Origin of the sequence: Cryobacterium adonitolivorans (assembly GCF_004402695.1) — a bacterium.
Classification (GTDB): Bacteria; Actinomycetota; Actinomycetes; order Actinomycetales; family Microbacteriaceae; genus Cryobacterium; species Cryobacterium adonitolivorans.
The window spans coordinates 186799-201720 of the sequence record NZ_SOFL01000036.1 but is presented as its reverse complement, the minus strand read 5'-3'; the positions used below and the strand labels follow the sequence as shown (position 1 = coordinate 201720).

General features: G+C 69.1%; 14 protein-coding genes. 6 read left to right on the top strand and 8 right to left on the bottom strand.

Annotated features, from left to right (window positions below):
• The first annotated feature begins 152 nt into the window (after nt 1-152).
• Nucleotides 153-1802 (top strand): DUF2252 domain-containing protein, encoded by a 1650-nt coding sequence (locus E3O42_RS11780; RefSeq protein WP_134454107.1) that lies wholly within the window; start codon nt 153-155, stop codon nt 1800-1802.
• A gap of 97 nt (nt 1803-1899) precedes the next feature.
• Here the strand turns inward: E3O42_RS11780 and E3O42_RS18035 are convergent, their stop codons facing one another.
• Nucleotides 1900-2562: a DUF7002 family protein gene (locus E3O42_RS18035; protein ID WP_166787978.1), complete on the bottom strand. Its 663-nt coding sequence runs from the start codon at nt 2560-2562 to the stop codon at nt 1900-1902.
• A gap of 161 nt (nt 2563-2723) precedes the next feature.
• The gene (locus E3O42_RS11765; protein WP_134454104.1) at nt 2724-3353 is read right to left on the bottom strand and encodes a LysE/ArgO family amino acid transporter; all 630 of its coding nucleotides are present in this window, start codon (nt 3351-3353) and stop codon (nt 2724-2726) included.
• 68 nt (nt 3354-3421) lie between these two features.
• On the opposite strand from E3O42_RS11765, the gene E3O42_RS11760 reads away from it, so the two are divergent.
• On the top strand, nt 3422-4321 hold the full coding sequence (locus E3O42_RS11760) for a LysR family transcriptional regulator ArgP (RefSeq protein ID WP_134454103.1): 900 nt from the start codon (nt 3422-3424) through the stop codon (nt 4319-4321).
• Nucleotides 4322-4331: 10 nt separating this feature from the next.
• On the opposite strand, the gene E3O42_RS11755 is transcribed toward E3O42_RS11760, so the two are convergent.
• From E3O42_RS11755 to E3O42_RS11740, 4 genes are all read right to left on the bottom strand, one after another.
• Nucleotides 4332-5132 carry an anti-sigma factor family protein gene (locus E3O42_RS11755; RefSeq protein WP_134454102.1) on the bottom strand — a complete coding sequence of 267 codons (801 nt, stop codon included), beginning with the start codon at nt 5130-5132 and terminating at the stop codon, nt 4332-4334.
• Nucleotides 5129-5635 (bottom strand): sigma-70 family RNA polymerase sigma factor, encoded by a 507-nt coding sequence (locus E3O42_RS11750; RefSeq protein ID WP_134454101.1) that lies wholly within the window; start codon nt 5633-5635, stop codon nt 5129-5131. The genes E3O42_RS11755 and E3O42_RS11750 overlap by 4 nt, the downstream gene beginning before the upstream one ends.
• Nucleotides 5636-5710: 75 nt before the next feature.
• Nucleotides 5711-6418, bottom strand: coding sequence for a YceI family protein (locus E3O42_RS11745; RefSeq protein ID WP_134454100.1), 708 nt, complete (start codon nt 6416-6418; stop codon nt 5711-5713).
• A gap of 139 nt (nt 6419-6557) precedes the next feature.
• On the bottom strand, nt 6558-7391 hold the full coding sequence (locus E3O42_RS11740; protein ID WP_134454099.1) for an IclR family transcriptional regulator: 834 nt from the start codon (nt 7389-7391) through the stop codon (nt 6558-6560).
• A 116-nt stretch (nt 7392-7507) separates the two neighbouring features.
• Here E3O42_RS11740 and E3O42_RS11735 point away from each other — a divergent pair, with 116 nt between their 5' ends.
• Entirely contained in the window at nt 7508-8215 is a 708-nt protein-coding gene (locus E3O42_RS11735; RefSeq protein WP_134454098.1) for a class I SAM-dependent methyltransferase, read from the top strand.
• Nucleotides 8216-8240: 25 nt separating this feature from the next.
• Here the strand turns inward: E3O42_RS11735 and E3O42_RS11730 are convergent, their stop codons facing one another.
• A complete protein-coding gene (locus E3O42_RS11730) occupies nt 8241-8948 on the bottom strand; it encodes a response regulator (protein WP_241984792.1) in 708 nt (235 codons plus the stop codon).
• Nucleotides 8945-10594 carry a sensor histidine kinase gene (locus E3O42_RS11725; RefSeq protein WP_134454097.1) on the bottom strand — a complete coding sequence of 550 codons (1650 nt, stop codon included), beginning with the start codon at nt 10592-10594 and terminating at the stop codon, nt 8945-8947. The genes E3O42_RS11730 and E3O42_RS11725 overlap by 4 nt, the downstream gene beginning before the upstream one ends.
• 160 nt (nt 10595-10754) lie before the next feature.
• Between E3O42_RS11725 and E3O42_RS11720 the strand changes: the two genes are divergently transcribed.
• The 3 genes from E3O42_RS11720 to E3O42_RS11710 all read left to right on the top strand — a co-directional run bounded on the left by E3O42_RS11720 (nt 10755) and on the right by E3O42_RS11710 (nt 14883).
• A complete protein-coding gene (locus tag E3O42_RS11720) occupies nt 10755-12149 on the top strand; it encodes a cation:dicarboxylate symporter family transporter (protein ID WP_134454096.1) in 1395 nt (464 codons plus the stop codon).
• Nucleotides 12150-12577: 428 nt separating this feature from the next.
• Nucleotides 12578-13849: a quaternary amine ABC transporter ATP-binding protein gene (locus tag E3O42_RS11715; RefSeq protein WP_241984804.1), complete on the top strand. Its 1272-nt coding sequence runs from the start codon at nt 12578-12580 to the stop codon at nt 13847-13849.
• Between the two features lie 41 nt (nt 13850-13890).
• Nucleotides 13891-14883, top strand: coding sequence for an ABC transporter permease (locus E3O42_RS11710; protein WP_134454137.1), 993 nt, complete (start codon nt 13891-13893; stop codon nt 14881-14883).
• Nucleotides 14884-14922 lie beyond the last annotated feature (39 nt).

Genomic DNA, 14922 nt, shown 5'->3' with positions numbered 1-14922 from the left:
GTTCCCATGGCCGTGGCGGCGCCGCACCGCTGTGGGCCATTGACAGCTGTGGAACCCCGGGCAATCGTGGACCATTCAGAGGGTCCTTCCGCCCGCCGGTGGATATCGCCGCGCGCGAGGGCTCCAGCGTCGTCCACAGAGGAGCCGTCACCATGGCCAAGAACTCGACCGCTAAGAGTGCGACCGCTAAGCGGCCGACCACGAAGAACCAGACCACGAAGACCCCGACCACAAGGAAGCCGACTGCTAAAAAGCCGACGACCAAGAAGCCGACTACCAAGAGCGCAACCGTTAAACGTTCGACCGCAAAGCGATCGACGGCTGAGGCCTCGACCGCCAAGCGCTCTGCTGCGAAGAAGGCGCCCGCCAAGAAGCCGACCATCACACAGCCGTACGTCACCGAGCGCGCCGCCCGAGGCAAGGCGGCACGCCTCCAGACCCCTCTCGCCAGCCATCGCGGCTGGGAGCCTGCCGCCGACCGCCCCGACCCCGTCGCTCTGATCGAGGAGCAGAACCGCACCCGGGTGCCCGACCTGGTGCCGGTGCGGCACGGGCGCATGATGGCCTCGCCGTTCACCTTCTACCGCGGCGCGGCCAAGATCATGGCGACCGACCTCAAGGACACCCCGCGCGCCGGTCTCATCGTCCAGCTCTGCGGCGACGCCCATCTCTCCAACTTCGGTGTGTTCGCGTCCCCGGAGCGCAACCTCCTCTTCGACCTGAACGACTTCGACGAGACGCTGCCCGGACCGTTCGAGTACGACGTGCTGCGCATGACGGCGAGTTTCACGATCGCGGCCCGCAATAACGGATTCAGTGCCGCGGACATCCGCAGAGTGACGCTGGAAGCCGTTCGCTCCTATCGGGAGGGGATGGCCCAGTTCGCCTCGATGCGCACCATGGACATCTGGTACGCCCGAATGTCGGAAGAGGAGATGGTGGCGGCAATGCAAATGGCTCGGGCCACCCAGAAGGGCAAGGGGGCGCGGAAGGCCTCGAAGGCGCTCGAGAAGAACACGCTGAAGAACACTGCAAAAGCGCGCTCCCGCGACAGCATGCAGGCCCTGTCCAAGCTCGCCGAACTCGTCGACGGTCAGTACCGGATCATCAGCCAACCGCCGATCGTCGTACCGGTGCGCGATCTCGCGGAGTCGCTGGGGCTGGCGGCGGTGGACGTCCAGGCGGCCGTTCGGGAACAGTTGCAGTCCTATCGCCAGACCCTGCAGGATGACCGGCGCCAACTTCTCGAACGCTTCGACGTGGTCGACGTGGCACACAAGGTGGTCGGTGTCGGCAGCGTCGGCAACCGGGCGTTCATCGCCCTGCTGCAGGGACGCGACGAGCAGGATCCGCTGTTCCTGCAGGTGAAGGAGGCCACAGCATCCGTGCTCGAGGACCACCTGCCCAAGAGCGTCTACGAGCAACCGGGGGAGCGGGTGGTGCAGGGGCAGCGGATGATGCAGGCCGCCAGCGACATCTTCCTGGGCTGGACCAAGGGGGTGCAGACTGACCGGTACCTGTACTGGCGGCAGCTGAGGGACATGAAGGGCTCGGCAGTCGTGGAGGCGATGGTGCCGATGGGGATGAACTTCTACGCGCACGCCTGCGGCTGGACCCTGGCCCGCGCCCACGCCAGGTCGGGCGATCCGGTCGCGATCGCGGCCTACCTGGGGAAAAGCGACAAGTTCGACCGCGCGATCGCCGACTTCTCCACCCGCTACGCCGACCAGAACGAGAAGGACTACCAAGCCTTCCTCGATGCCGTGCACAGCGGCTGGCTGGAGGCCCGGGAGGGCGTCTGAGGCGTCTAACTGTTCCCGAAGCGGACGATTGTGGCCGGTGCGCCGGGCGCAATTGTCCGCACGGGCAACAGTTAGCGGAGGAAACCGCGGCGCCGGGCTAGACGAAGCGCTCGAGTACTGTGCCTTCGCGCATCCGCTCGACGCGCTTGACGTGCTCGGTGATGTCGCGCACCCCGCGATACACCGCCAGCTCGGCCACGTCCACGACCTTGGTCGAGGCGTGCGCCCGGGTCGGATGCGCGAACTCCTCGATCGACTGGAAGCTGTCGCGCCCGCGCGGCTCGGCGCTGAACCGCTGGGCGAAGCCGGTGTTCACGCTGGTGAGCTCGATGTCGGCCTCGTGCGCGGTCACCAGGCTGCGGGTGTCCACCGTGATCACGGTGTGGGCGTCGTCCCGGTACGAGCGGGCGGCGAGCAGCTCGTTCAGCCGCGCCTTCTGCAGGAAGAAGAACACCCGGTCGTTCAGCATCGTGTACCACTCGCTGGGGGAGAGGTCCTCCAGCGAGGCGGCCAGCGACGACTCGTGAATCGCCTTCTGGTGCCGGATGACGGCGGTGCCGTAGTCCGGATGCTCCAGCTCCAGCGACTCACCGCGCCGTTTGGTGAGGATCGCGGCCTGCGGCGCCCCCTGCCGCACGCCCCAGCGGGTGAGGAGCGCGGCCGTGCTGAGCAGCCCATGCCGCTCGATCGACGGCCACGCCCCATCCGCTGCCACGTGGTACAGCTCGGGGTAGAGACGAATCAGGTCCTTGGAAAGCACGGATCAAGCGTACCGCCAGCCCGAGAGGCCAGTTGGGGTCCGTTGCGGCCCCCTCAATGGTCCTCAGGCGTCCCCTCGCTTGTGCTTGCCGGGTCGTACATGAACTCACGCAGCTCCTGCGAGCAACGGCAGGCCACCGCGATCGGACCGGGCGCTCTGGGCTAAAGATCGAACGCCAAACGGGCGCCGAGCGCAAGCATGAGCACGGCGATGCAGCCATCGAGCACCCGCCAGGCACCCGGACGCGCGAAGACCGGGCGCAGCAGGCGCGCACCGAAGCCCAGGCCGGTGAACCACAGCACGCTCGCAGCGATGGCGCCGCCGGCCCACCACCAGCGCTCGGCAGGGTCCTGTTGGCTGGCCACGGCGCCCAGGAACACCACCGTGTCCAGGTAAACGTGCGGGTTGAGCCAGGTGAGGGCGAGAACGGTGCCAACGGCAACCCGCATCCCGGTGCTGCCCGGGGACCCGGTGACCAGGAGCGCGCCGGGGCGGATGGCCCGCCGAGCCGCCCACAGGCCGTAGCCGACCAGGAAGGCGGCCCCGACCAACCGCACGACCACCATGACCGCCGGCGCCGCCGTCACCAGGGCACCCATCCCCAGGACGCCTGCGAGGATGAGTGCCGCATCGGACACGGCGGCGATGGCCACCACCGGCGCGATAACCCGGGGGCGGCCCTCGATGCCCAGCCGCAGCACGAACGCGTTCTGGGCGCCGATGGCGATGATGAGCGACAGCCCCGTGACGAGGCCCAGGAGGGCGGGCAGGAGGGTTGTGGCGGCGGTCATGCTTCCACGGTAGGCAGCCAAAGTGCTTTAGTCCAGCTACGTTTTCTGATGATGAGTAAGCTGAGCTTATGCAGCGCTTCACACTGGACCAGCTCAGTACCCTGCGGGCCCTGATCGAGGTCGGCACCTTCGAGCAGGCGGCCCGTCACCTGCACATCACGGCGTCCGCCGTCTCGCAACGCGTCAAGGCCATGGAACAGTCCTGTGGCCGGGTGCTCGTGCGGCGCACCACCCCGGTGGCGCTCACCGATGCCGGCAGCGTCGTGCTGCGCTACGCGCGACAGGTAGAGCTTCTCGAGGCGGACACCCTGCGCTCGCTCCAGGACGGCGGGTCGGCCGGAGGAGCCGTGCCGATCTCCCTCGCCGTGAACGCGGACAGCCTGGCAACCTGGTTCCTCGGCGCGATCGCCGGTGTCGCCGACGAGCTCAACATCGCCTTCGACCTGCACCGCGAGGATCAGGAGCGCACGCTCTCCCTGTTGCGCTCTGGTGCGGTGATGGCCGCGGTCACCTCCAGCCGTGACTCGATCCAGGGGTGTGTCACCGAGCCGCTGGGAAGGATGCGTTACCGCGCCGTCGCCACCCCGGCCTTCGTCGAGCGCTGGCTCTGGCCCGGTCTCGCCACGCTGTCGGAGGCACCCGTGGTCACCTTCGACCACAACGATGACCTGCAGGATGCCTTCCTGCGCGCCCAGGCGGGCCGGCCCGGCGCCGCGCCCCGGCACATCATCCCCGCCTCGAGCGACTTCGCCCGGGCCGTGCTGCTGGGCCTGGGCTGGGGGGTGTTGCCCGAGCAGCAGTGCCTGGCCGAGATCGCCGACGGCCGTCTGGTGGAGCTGGCGGCGGCGCATCCGGTGGACGTGCCGCTGTACTGGCAGCGCTGGAACCTGTCCTCGCCGCTCCTCGACGCGGTGTCGACGGCGGTGCGCGAGCAGGCGCTGCGGACCCTGCGGCCGCTCACGGCGTAACGGGCCGGCCCTACAGGTCGGTGTGCGCCAGCGGGGTGCCGCTCTTGCTAGCCCGGATCTCGACGCTTTGGATCTGATCGAGGGTCACGTCGGTCGATGCGGCGAGGTCTTCGGTGCTCGGGCTCGTCGCCGTCCAGGTCGCCAGCACGGTCGAGGTGCCGGCCCGATCGGTCATCACCATGTCGTAGTCCTGGGGGCCGTTGTCCTTCCAGAGCTGGTTGGGGTACACGCACGACCAGTCGAACCGGGTGCCCCAGTCGGTGTCGGTGATCGTGAGGGCGGCGGTGAGGGCGTCGGCCTCCACGGGCTCCATGGCCACCACCAGCGTCGACGCCGTGCCGGCGGATGCGGGCGGTGTGGATGCGGGCGGCGCAGGCGTCGCCGTTACGGCCGGCCCGGCTTCGAGCGTCGACGACGTGGCCAGGGCGGCGCCGAGGAACCCGCCGCCCAACGCGAGAACGGCCGCGACGGCGGTGCCGGCCAGCGCCAGGCGAACCCGGTTGTGCCGGGTGCGCGTGACGGCCGCGCCGGCCAGCCGCTGCACCAGGCTGGACTGGCGCAGCGCGGAACGCAGGTGGGCGTCGTCGGCGGTTGGCACGGCGGGCGCGCCGTCGGCAACATCCTCGGTGAGGGCCACGGCCTCTGCCGCGGGCAGGGCGGCCAGGATGCCGGGCAGCCCGGCGAGTTCGGCGACGGCGCCGGCGCAGGCTGGGCAGGTCGGCAGATGGCGTTCGAAGGCGTGCCGGTCCTCGGCGCTGAGCGCGCCGAGCACATAGGCGGCGTCCCACTCGCGGAAGCGGTCGGCGGTCATTCGGTGACCCCTCTTTCCTGTAGGGCGAGCCGCATTGCTCGCAGGGCGTAGTGCAGGCGGGACTTCACGGTGCCCTCCGGCACCTGTTGGCGCTGGGCGATTTCCGCGATCGACTGCCCGAGGTAGTACGCGCTCACCAGCACGGTGCGGTGCTCGGGGGTGAGCGCGGTGAGGGCATCCGTCAGCAGCCAGCGATCCAGGATGGCCTCGGTGGCGTCGGTCGACGCCGTCTCCGGCAGGGCGTCGGTCGAGATCTCGCGGGCGTACCGTGCGCTCCGCCGGTCGTCGATGACGAGGTTTCGGGCCACCGTGAACAGCCAGGCGCGGGCGGCGTCGTCATCCCGGTCCAGCAGCGCCGGACGCTCCCAGGCGCGCAGCAGGGTCTCCTGCACCACGTCCTGCGCGAACTCGTAGTCCCCGGTCAGACGCGCCACGTACCGGAACAACGCCGGCCCGTGGGCATCGTGCAGAGCCCGCAGGAGTTCCGCGTGTGGTTCTGCCACGGTCACCTCCCGGTCTGCCCGATGCCCACGATATGAACACGGCTTGACGAATGCTGCCTGATTATTGCTGCTTGACTAAGTCTGCGCGACGAAGAGCTCGAACTCGACGGAGCCGGCGTCTTCGACCGACACGAAGCCGAGGTCGGGTGCGTCGACGCCGTAGTCGCTGAAGGTGATCGGGATGCTGCCGACAACCTGGCCGCCGGTGTCGGTGAGCGCGGCCTGCAACTCGAGTGTGACCGGCTGGGTGACGCCGTGCAGGGTGAGGTCGCCGGTGGCGCTCAGGGTCTGCGCAACACCGGCCACCGGGGCCGCGAGGGTGACCGGTTCGGTCAGCGTGAACGTTGCGGTCGGGAAGTCGCGCGCTTCCATGGCGGTGTCGCGGAAGTAGGCGTCCCTGGCGCCTTCGTCGGTGGCGATGCTCGCCACGTCCACCGTGATCGTGGCGGCGGTGAGCGAGAGCGCATCGACCGTGAGCTCACCGGTGACGTCGGTCGTGCGCCCGGTCACGGTCACGTCGTTGCCCTGCAGTACCTCGTCGACGCGGTAGCCGGCGAACGAGTCTGCTCCGATGCTCCAGGTGCCGGAGAGGTCGTCGGCGATGACCTCGGTGGGTGTGGCCGCATCCGCTGTGCCCGGGGGGCTGGCCGCGATGGTGGGGGCCGCTTCGACGTTGCTGTTCGCGTAGCCGGCGTAGACCGCCGGTCCGAACGCTAGGGCGGCGCCGCCGACGACGACAACTCCGCCCGCAATCCACAGCCCGATCTTCGTCTTCTTCTGCATGTCACCCTCGTTCATGGTCATTACATGTGATTGGCACAGCGGATGGTGGGCATCCACCCTGAACAACGAGACGGCGGGGCAGAAGGTTCAGGCCCGGCAACAATTCTCGAGAAAACTTGCTCTCCTGACACACCCGTCGTTAGCCGGTTCGTCCGCTGATGCGGCGCCCTAACTCGGCCGCGGCGTGCTCCACAGCGGCGGCGAGCTCCGGCCAGCGTTCTGGTGGCACGCTGGACCGGGCGAAGGTCACGGCGATGCCGGCGGCGGGCCAGCCGCTGTGGTCGCGCACGGCCACGGCCACGGATGCCAGGCCCTGGGTGACGTCGCCGTCCTCCGCCGCGTAGCCCTGTGCACGTACCTCGGCCAGGAGCCGGCTCAGCTCGCGGTAACTGGTGACGCTGCCCGGCACCGGGGTGCCGTCGCGCTGCACGAAGGCGGACCGGTCGGGGAACAGCGCCCTGACCTGCGCGAGCGGCAGCGTCGCGAGCAGAGCCCGGCCACTGGCCGTGAGGTGGCTGGGCAGGCGCACACCGACATCCGTCACCAGGGAGGGCCGGCGGGGCGCACGCTCCTCAACGAGGTAGATCACGTCGCGGCCGTGCAGCACGGCCAGGTGAGCGCTCTCGCCGATCTTGTCGACCAGGGAAGCCAGGATCGGCCGGCCGAGCCGGGCCAGGGGCTCCTGCCGGGCGAAGCCGCTGCTGAGCTCGAAGGCGGCCAGCCCGATTCCGTACCGGCGGGCCTCGGGGAAGTGCAGCACGAAGCCGAGCGCCGTAAGCACGCCGAGCAGCCTGTAGACGGTGGAGCGGGGGAGCCCGAGCGTCTGCGCGATGGTCGACGCCGGCACGGGCCCGCGCTGGGCGGCCAGGTGCGTGAGAATCTGCAGGGTGTGGCGGGCGGCGGGCACATCGGCCTTCGCGGGCGCCGCTTCGCTCGCGGCCGGCACGTCCACGGCGCTCGGCTCAGCTGTCATGCGATGAGGCTATCCCTTCGACAGCGTCCGCGGGCGGCCGGCCGGTCGCAGCCGGGCCGATTGCCGGTTCGGCAAGCGAGTTTGTCGCCGCCTGGCCGACGCGGCAGGATGCAGTCATGCCGCACACCAAAGACACCACCCGCGACCCCCAGGAGCCCGACGAGATCGGGGACTTCTGGGATCAGCGCTACGCCGGACATCAGACCCTGTGGAGCGGAGCGCCCAATGCCGCGCTCGTGAGCGAGACGCGGGACCTGCGGCCGGGGAGGGCCCTCGACGTCGGCTGCGGCGAGGGTGCCGACGCCCTGTGGCTGGCGGCACAGGGCTGGGACGTCACGGCGCTTGATGTCTCGCGGGTAGCCCTCGAGCGGGCCGTCCGCCAGGCCGAGCTGGTCGGGGGCGAGCTGGTCGGCGGCCGGGTGGTCAAGAGCCGGGTGGTCAGGAGCCCGGTGGTCAGGAGCGCCGTGCAATGGCTGCACGCCGGACTCGTCGAGGCGGCCCTGCCGGCGGCGAGCTTCGACCTGGTCTCCGCACAGTACCCAGCGCTGCTCCGCACCGACACGAATCTCGCGGAGCACGCACTGCTCGACGCCGTCGCGCCTGGGGGAGTGCTGCTCATCGTGCACCACCCCGCGCCCACCGCCGAGGAGGCCGCGGCGCACGGCTTCGATGCCGACCTGTACGTGAGCCCGGCCCGGGTTGTGGCCATGCTCGACGACACCTGGCGGATCGAGGTCGACGAAACCCGGCCCCGCCACGTGGCCACCGGTGCCGGTGCGCACCACACCGAGGACGTCGTGGTGCGGGCGAGGCGCCTGCGCTGACCCGGCCGCAGTTCACCGGCTGTGGTCAGTCCCGCCGCCAGGTGTACTCGTTCTCCGGCCGGCCGGGAGTGCCGTACCGCGGTGAGCGGAGCACGGAACCGTCGTCGGCCAGGTGTTCGAGGTAGCGGCGGGCGGTCACCCGGGAGATCCCGAGAGCCTCGGTGACCTCGGTCGCCGAGACCGGCGCGCTGTTCGCCTTGAGAAGCTCGGTCACCGCAGACAGGGTACCTTCGGCCAGGCCCTTGGGGAGGGTGATCGGGGTCGGCGTGCGCAGGCTGTTGAAGGCTTGGTCCACATCCGCCTGGCTGGTCACCAGGGAGCGCTCGCCGAGGTGACGGTGGAAATCCCGGTAGGTGGTGAGCTTCTGGGCGAAGGTGGCGTAGGTGAACGGCTTGATCAGGTATTGAACGACCCCGGCGGCGACAGCGCCACGCACCACGTGCAGGTCGCGGATGGCCGTGATGGCGATGATGTCGCAGTCCAGATTCGCCGCCCGCAGACGGCGGGAGACGTCGAGCCCGTGCAGGTCAGGCAGGTTCATGTCCATCAGGACCAGATCGATGGGCGCACCGGATGTCGCGGCGTCGGTGAGTTGGCGCAGGGCCGCCTGACCGGTGCCCGCGGTGCCCACGTGCTGGAATCCGGGCATCCGCTGCAGGTAGGCGGCGTGGGCCTCGGCGGTGAGCGGTTCGTCCTCGACGATGAGCACCCGGATTTCCCTCTCGTCAGTCACTCGGTCCCCTCCGGGTCGGCGACAGGTGCCCGCAGGGGAATGGTGACGGTGAACACGGCGCCGAGGCGTCGGCTGACGGTGAGGGTGCCGCCAAGCCGCGTCACCGCCTGCCGTACCAGGGCCAGACCGAGTCCGCGCCCGTAGCGGCCGGGTTCCTTGGTGCTGTAGCCGAGCGTGAACACCTCGCCGAGCTCGTCGGGGTCGACGCCGCGTCCGCTGTCGGCGACCTCGATCACGACGGCCGGCGGCGCGGTGTCCCGCGTCGTGCGGATGGCGACGTCCACCCGTCGGGGAGCCTCGCCACCGACCGCGGCCTCGAGCGCGTTGTCGACCAGGTTGCCCAGCACCGTCACGAGGTCCTGCACTGACAGGCCGGAGTCCACCAGGGTGCCGGCGGCATCTATGCGCAGCTGCACGCCGAGTTCGCCGGCCTGGGCGAACTTGCCCACCAGCAGCGCACCGATCACGGGCTCATCGACCGAGCTGATCATCTCGTCGGTGAGCTGCTGGCTCACCGCCATGTCCTGGGTCGCGAACTCCAGGGCTTCGTCGGCCCGGCCCAGTTCCATGAGCGACACGATGGTGTGCAGCCGGTTGGCGTGTTCGTGGGTCTGGGCGCGCAGGGCATCCGACAGCGTGCGCATCGACGCCAGCTCGGTGCCGAGCGATTCCAGGTCGGTGTGGTCGCGGATGGTCGCGACGGTCCCCATCGGCTCCGGCCGGGTGCGCGCTCGGTCCGGGGCGGGCACGGCGGGTTCCTGGCTGACCACCAGCACCCGGGTCTCGGTCAGGTGAATCTCGTCCTGGGCCGTGCGGCCGCTGCGCAGCAGGTCGGCGAGGCTGGCCGGCAGGTCGAGGTCGTCGATGGCCGGCGCGGCGGTGCCCGTGGTCCGGGAGCTCGGCCGCGGCGGGATTCCGAGCAGCTCGGCGGCCTGGTCGTTGTAGAGCACGAGGTCTCCCGTGCGGTCCACGAGCACCAGGCCCTCCCGCACCGAGTGCAGCACGGAGTCGTTGTAGACGAACAGCTGGGCGAGCTCCTCGGGTCCCCAGCCCAGGGTGACCCGGCGCAGGTAGCGCCCCAGTATCCAGGTGGCCACCGAACCCGCCAGAAGCAGGGTGAGCGCGAGGGCCAGGATGGCCGGCAGCCTGGCGTTGAGGGCGATCTGCAGGTTGCTCGTCTTGACACCGGCGGCCACCATGCCCACCACCGCCCCGTCGGGGTCGAGGATCGGCACGACGGCGCGTACCGACGGGCCCAGAGTCCCCGCCATGACCTCGGTCACGGGGCTGCCGGCCGCGGCGGGGCCCGTCTCGCCGATGTACTGCCGGCCGATTTCGGCCGGGTCCGGGTGCGTCCACCTGATGCCCGCTGGGCTCATGATCGTGATGAAGTCCAGGTCGGCGTCCCGGCTCACCGCGAGCGTGTATGCCTGCAGCGCCGCTGTCGGATCCGACGACTTCGCCGCCGTGACCACGAGCGGGCTGTCGGCGATCGTGGTGGCCACCGCGAGCATCCGGTCGGTCGTCTCGGTGTAACCGCGGTCGCGGGCGTCGACGAACGAGGCCGCACCCACGAACACCGCCAGCGACACGATGAAGACGAAATGGGCGAGGAACAGCCGGCGTGCAATGCTCCACCCGTACATCCTGCGCACTCGTCCTTTCGCCTGCGAAACCCATCGGTCACTTTCGTCGTGACCAATATGACCGCAAGGATGACCGTACGCCTGCGCTCCCGCACTGTGTAAGCACCACTGCTGGAGCGGACGCCTGTCGGTCCGTACAGCCTAGACAAAGGAGTCTGACATGGCATTTTCTTTTCCCCGCGGCGCCGGCCGCCCGGCCGGCACACCGCGGAAACGCCTCGACAAATCGCACTACCTCTACATCGCGGTGATCGTAGCGGTGGGCCTGGGCATCCTGGTCGGACTGCTGTTCGGCGGACCGGACGGGTTGGCGGTCGCGCTCAAGCCGCTCGGTGATGTCTTCGTGCTGTTGATCAAGATGATGATCGCGCCGATCATTTTCTGCACCATCGTGCTGGGCATCGGGTCGATCGCCAAGGCCGCCACGGTCGGCAAGATCGGCGGCCTGGCGCTGGGCTACTTCCTGATCATGTCGACCTTCGCCCTGGGCATCGGCCTGGTCGTCGGCAACCTCATCCACCCCGGTGAGGGCCTGAATCTGCAGGATGCGACCTACGCGGCCCCAGAGGCAGCCGACACGCACTCGTTCCTGCTCGGCATTGTGCCCACCACGCTGGTGTCCTCGCTTACCTCCGGGAACATCCTGCAGACCCTGATGGTGGCCCTCGTCGTGGGCTTCGCCCTGCAGAAAATGGGTCCGGCGGGCAAGCCGATCCTCACCGGCATCGCCCACCTGCAGGCACTGATCTTCCGGATCCTGGTCATGGTGATGTGGCTCGCCCCTATCGGCGCGTTCGGCGCCATCGCGGCGGTCGTCGGAGCCACCGGCATCCAGGCCGTGATCAGCCTGTTCACCCTGATGGCGGCGTTCTACCTCACCTGCATCATCTTCATCGTGGTGATCCTCGGCGGCCTGCTCAAACTGGCCACCGGCGTCAACATCTTCAAGCTGATGCGTTACCTCGGGCGCGAGTACCTGCTGATCTTCTCGACCTCGTCATCGGAGGCCGCGCTGCCGCGCCTCATCGCCAAGATGGAGCACCTCGGGGTGTCCAAGCCCGTCGTGGGCGTCACCGTGCCCACCGGCTACTCATTCAACCTCGACGGCACGGCCATCTACCTCACCATGGCGTCGCTGTTCATCGCCACGGCGCTCGGCCAGCCGCTGATGCTGGGGGAGCAGATCGGGCTTCTGGTCTTCATGATCATCGCCTCAAAGGGCGCGGCCGGGGTCACCGGCGCCGGGCTGGCGACCCTCGCCGGCGGACTGCAGGCGCACGCTCCACAGCTCGTGGGAGGCGTGGCCTTCATCGTGGGCATCGACCGGTTCATGTCAGAGGCCCGCGCGCTGACGAACTTCACCGGTAACGCCGTCGCCACCGTGCTCATCGGCACCTGGACCAAGGAGATCGACCGGGCCCAGGTGGACCTCGTGCTGGACCGGCACGCGCCGTTCGACGAGGCCACGATGATGTCGACACACCTGCCGGTCGAGCGAGCGGATGCGGTCGCCGAGCCGGTCGCCGCGCCGCAGCCGGAACCGGCCCTTCGCTAACCCCAGCGACACGGTTCGCTGTGCTGACCAGCACCTGCGCCCCCCTGAGGCGGTCGAGAACGACCGTCTCCGGGGGGTCCGGTGTGTCTGCGTGTTAGGCTCGTTGACGGTCTTCCGACCCTTCACCAGGACGCGAACGCGTAGCCCCCAGCCCGACTGGGACGGCCGTGTGCGTACGGTGAGGCCCAGACGGACGCGATCCCATGGTCGCTCCAGCCCACGCCGTTTCTCGGTGTCGAGGCCGGTCTCGGCCTACCCGTCCGACACAGCGAGCCCCCGTGTTGTCGACCGCCCAGGCGGTCCATTCGGCGTGCTCCGGAGAATCCGTGACCGAAATCACCGCCGTTAAGGCAGAAGCAACCGCCAGTGAGGCGGAGCACACAACAGACGCAGCAGCAGCGACAACAACAGCACCAGCGGCACCGGGAATCGCCGTCAAGGCGGACAGGCTCTACAAGGCCTTCGGCCGCAAGCCCCATGACATCGTCAAGAAACTCCAGAATGGTGCGAGCCGCGACGAGCTGGCGCACCTGGGAACGGCTGCCGTCATCGACGCCTCCTTCGAGGTGCAGCGCGGCGAGATCTTCGTGGTGATGGGCCTCTCCGGCTCCGGAAAGTCCACCCTCATCCGCATGCTCAACGGCCTGCTCGAGGCGACCAGCGGCACCGTCACCGTCGGGGGCACGCCGATCACCGGCATCCCGGCAGCCAAGCTGCGCGACGTGCGCCGGCAGAGCATCTCGATGGTCTTCCAGCATTTCGCCCTTCTGCCACACCGCACAGTGATCGACAACGTCGCGTACGGCCTCGAGGTGCAGGGCATGCCCCGCGAGGAACGCCTCGCCAAGGCGCGCACCATCATCCGCCTGGTGGGACTGGACGGGTGGGCCGACAACCTGCCCTCCGAGCTCTCCGGTGGCATGCAGCAGCGCGTCGGCCTCGGCCGCGCCCTGGCCGCCGACACCGACGTTCTCCTGATGGACGAGGCGTTCTCCGCCCTCGACCCACTGATCCGCCGCGAAATGCAGGAGCAGCTCATCGAGCTGCAGGCCGAACTCGGCAAGACCATCATCTTCATCACCCACGACCTCAACGAGGCCATGTTCCTCGGCGACCGCATCGCCGTGATGCGCGACGGCCGCATCGTGCAGATCGGCACGCCGGAAGAGATCCTCACCGACCCGGCCAACGACTACGTCGCCCAGTTCGTGCAGGATGTCGACCGGGCGCGTGTTCTCACCGCTGGCAGCGTCATGGAACCGGCGCGTTCGGTGGTCACCGTCACGGCCGGTCCGCGTGCGGCCCTGCGCACAATGCGCGACCTGCAGACCTCGGCCACGTTCGTGTTGCGCCGTGACCGCAGCTTCGCCGGCGTCGTGCGCGACCGCGACGTGCTCAAGCAGGTCAAGGCCGGCGACGGCGACTTGCGGGCCATCATCCTCGACGCCACCGCGGTGTCCGCCGACACTGCCCTGGTCGACCTCGTCGAATTGGCCGTGGAGAGCGACCTGCCCATCGCCGTGGTCGACGACCGCAACCGCCTGCTCGGCGTCATCCCCCGGGTGACCCTGCTCGCTGCCCTCGGCAACGTCAGCCCGACAACCGGCGAGATGCCGGTGATGGAACCGCCGGCGACCATCTCGATGAGCATCATCACCGAAACCCTGCGCGAAACCGCGTCGGAAGGAGTACAGCCGTGAACACTGCAGCCGTGATCAACACCGCTCTGCACAACACAGCGCTGAACGTAGCCGCTGACACCGAGTTCCGCATTCCGCTGGGCAGCTGGGCGGATGCCTTCATCGACTTCGTCACCGACACCTTCGGGTTCCTCTTCGACTTCGTGCGCGCCATCTTCAGCGGCGCCTACGACCTCGTCGACCTCGTTCTGGCCACACCGCCGTTCTGGGTGATCATCCTCGTGGCCGCGGCGCTGGCCCTGATGATCCGTGGCTGGAAGTTCGCCGCTGGCACCATCGTCGGCCTCGTCGTCATCGTGGGCGTGGACCAGTGGGAGAACGCGATGGACTCGCTCGCCCTGGTGCTCGTCGCGAGCGTCCTGGCGATCCTGTTCAGCGTGCCGCTCGGCATCCTCTCGGCCAAGTCAGGCGTGGCGTCAAGCATCATCCGGCCCATCCTCGACTTCATGCAGACCATGCCGGCCTTCGTCTACCTGATTCCCGCGCTGATCCTGTTCCGCGTCGGTGTCGTGCCCGGCATCGTGGCGACGATCATCTTCGCGATGGCTCCCGGCGTTCGGCTGACCGAACTCGGCATCCGCAGCGTCGACAGCGAAGTGGTCGAAGCCGGCCAGGCCTTCGGCGCGTCACCGTGGCGCATCCTTCGTCAGATCCAGCTGCCCCTGGCGATGCCCACCATCATGGCCGGTATCAACCAGGTGATCATGCTGTCGCTCTCGATGGTCGTCATCGCCGGAATGGTCGGCGCCGGCGGTCTCGGTCAGCAGGTCGTCGCCAGCCTGAACCGCATCGACGTGTCGCTCGGCTTCGAGGCCGGCCTCTCCGTCGTGATCCTCGCCATCTTCCTGGACCGGCTCACGGCCGCTCTCGGCAATGGCAACACCCCGATCAGCAGGCTCCTCGCCGCGCGCAAGCGCCGGGCCCACCCAGTTCACGCTCCGGCCTCGGCCGTCGCCGGGGAACCGGCTGTGGCCCCCGCCGCTGCACCGACCGTGGCACCGGCGCAGGCCGAGCGCGAACCTTCGCGCGTCTAGCTCCACCCGCAGCTTTCACCCGCAGCTTCACACCCGGTC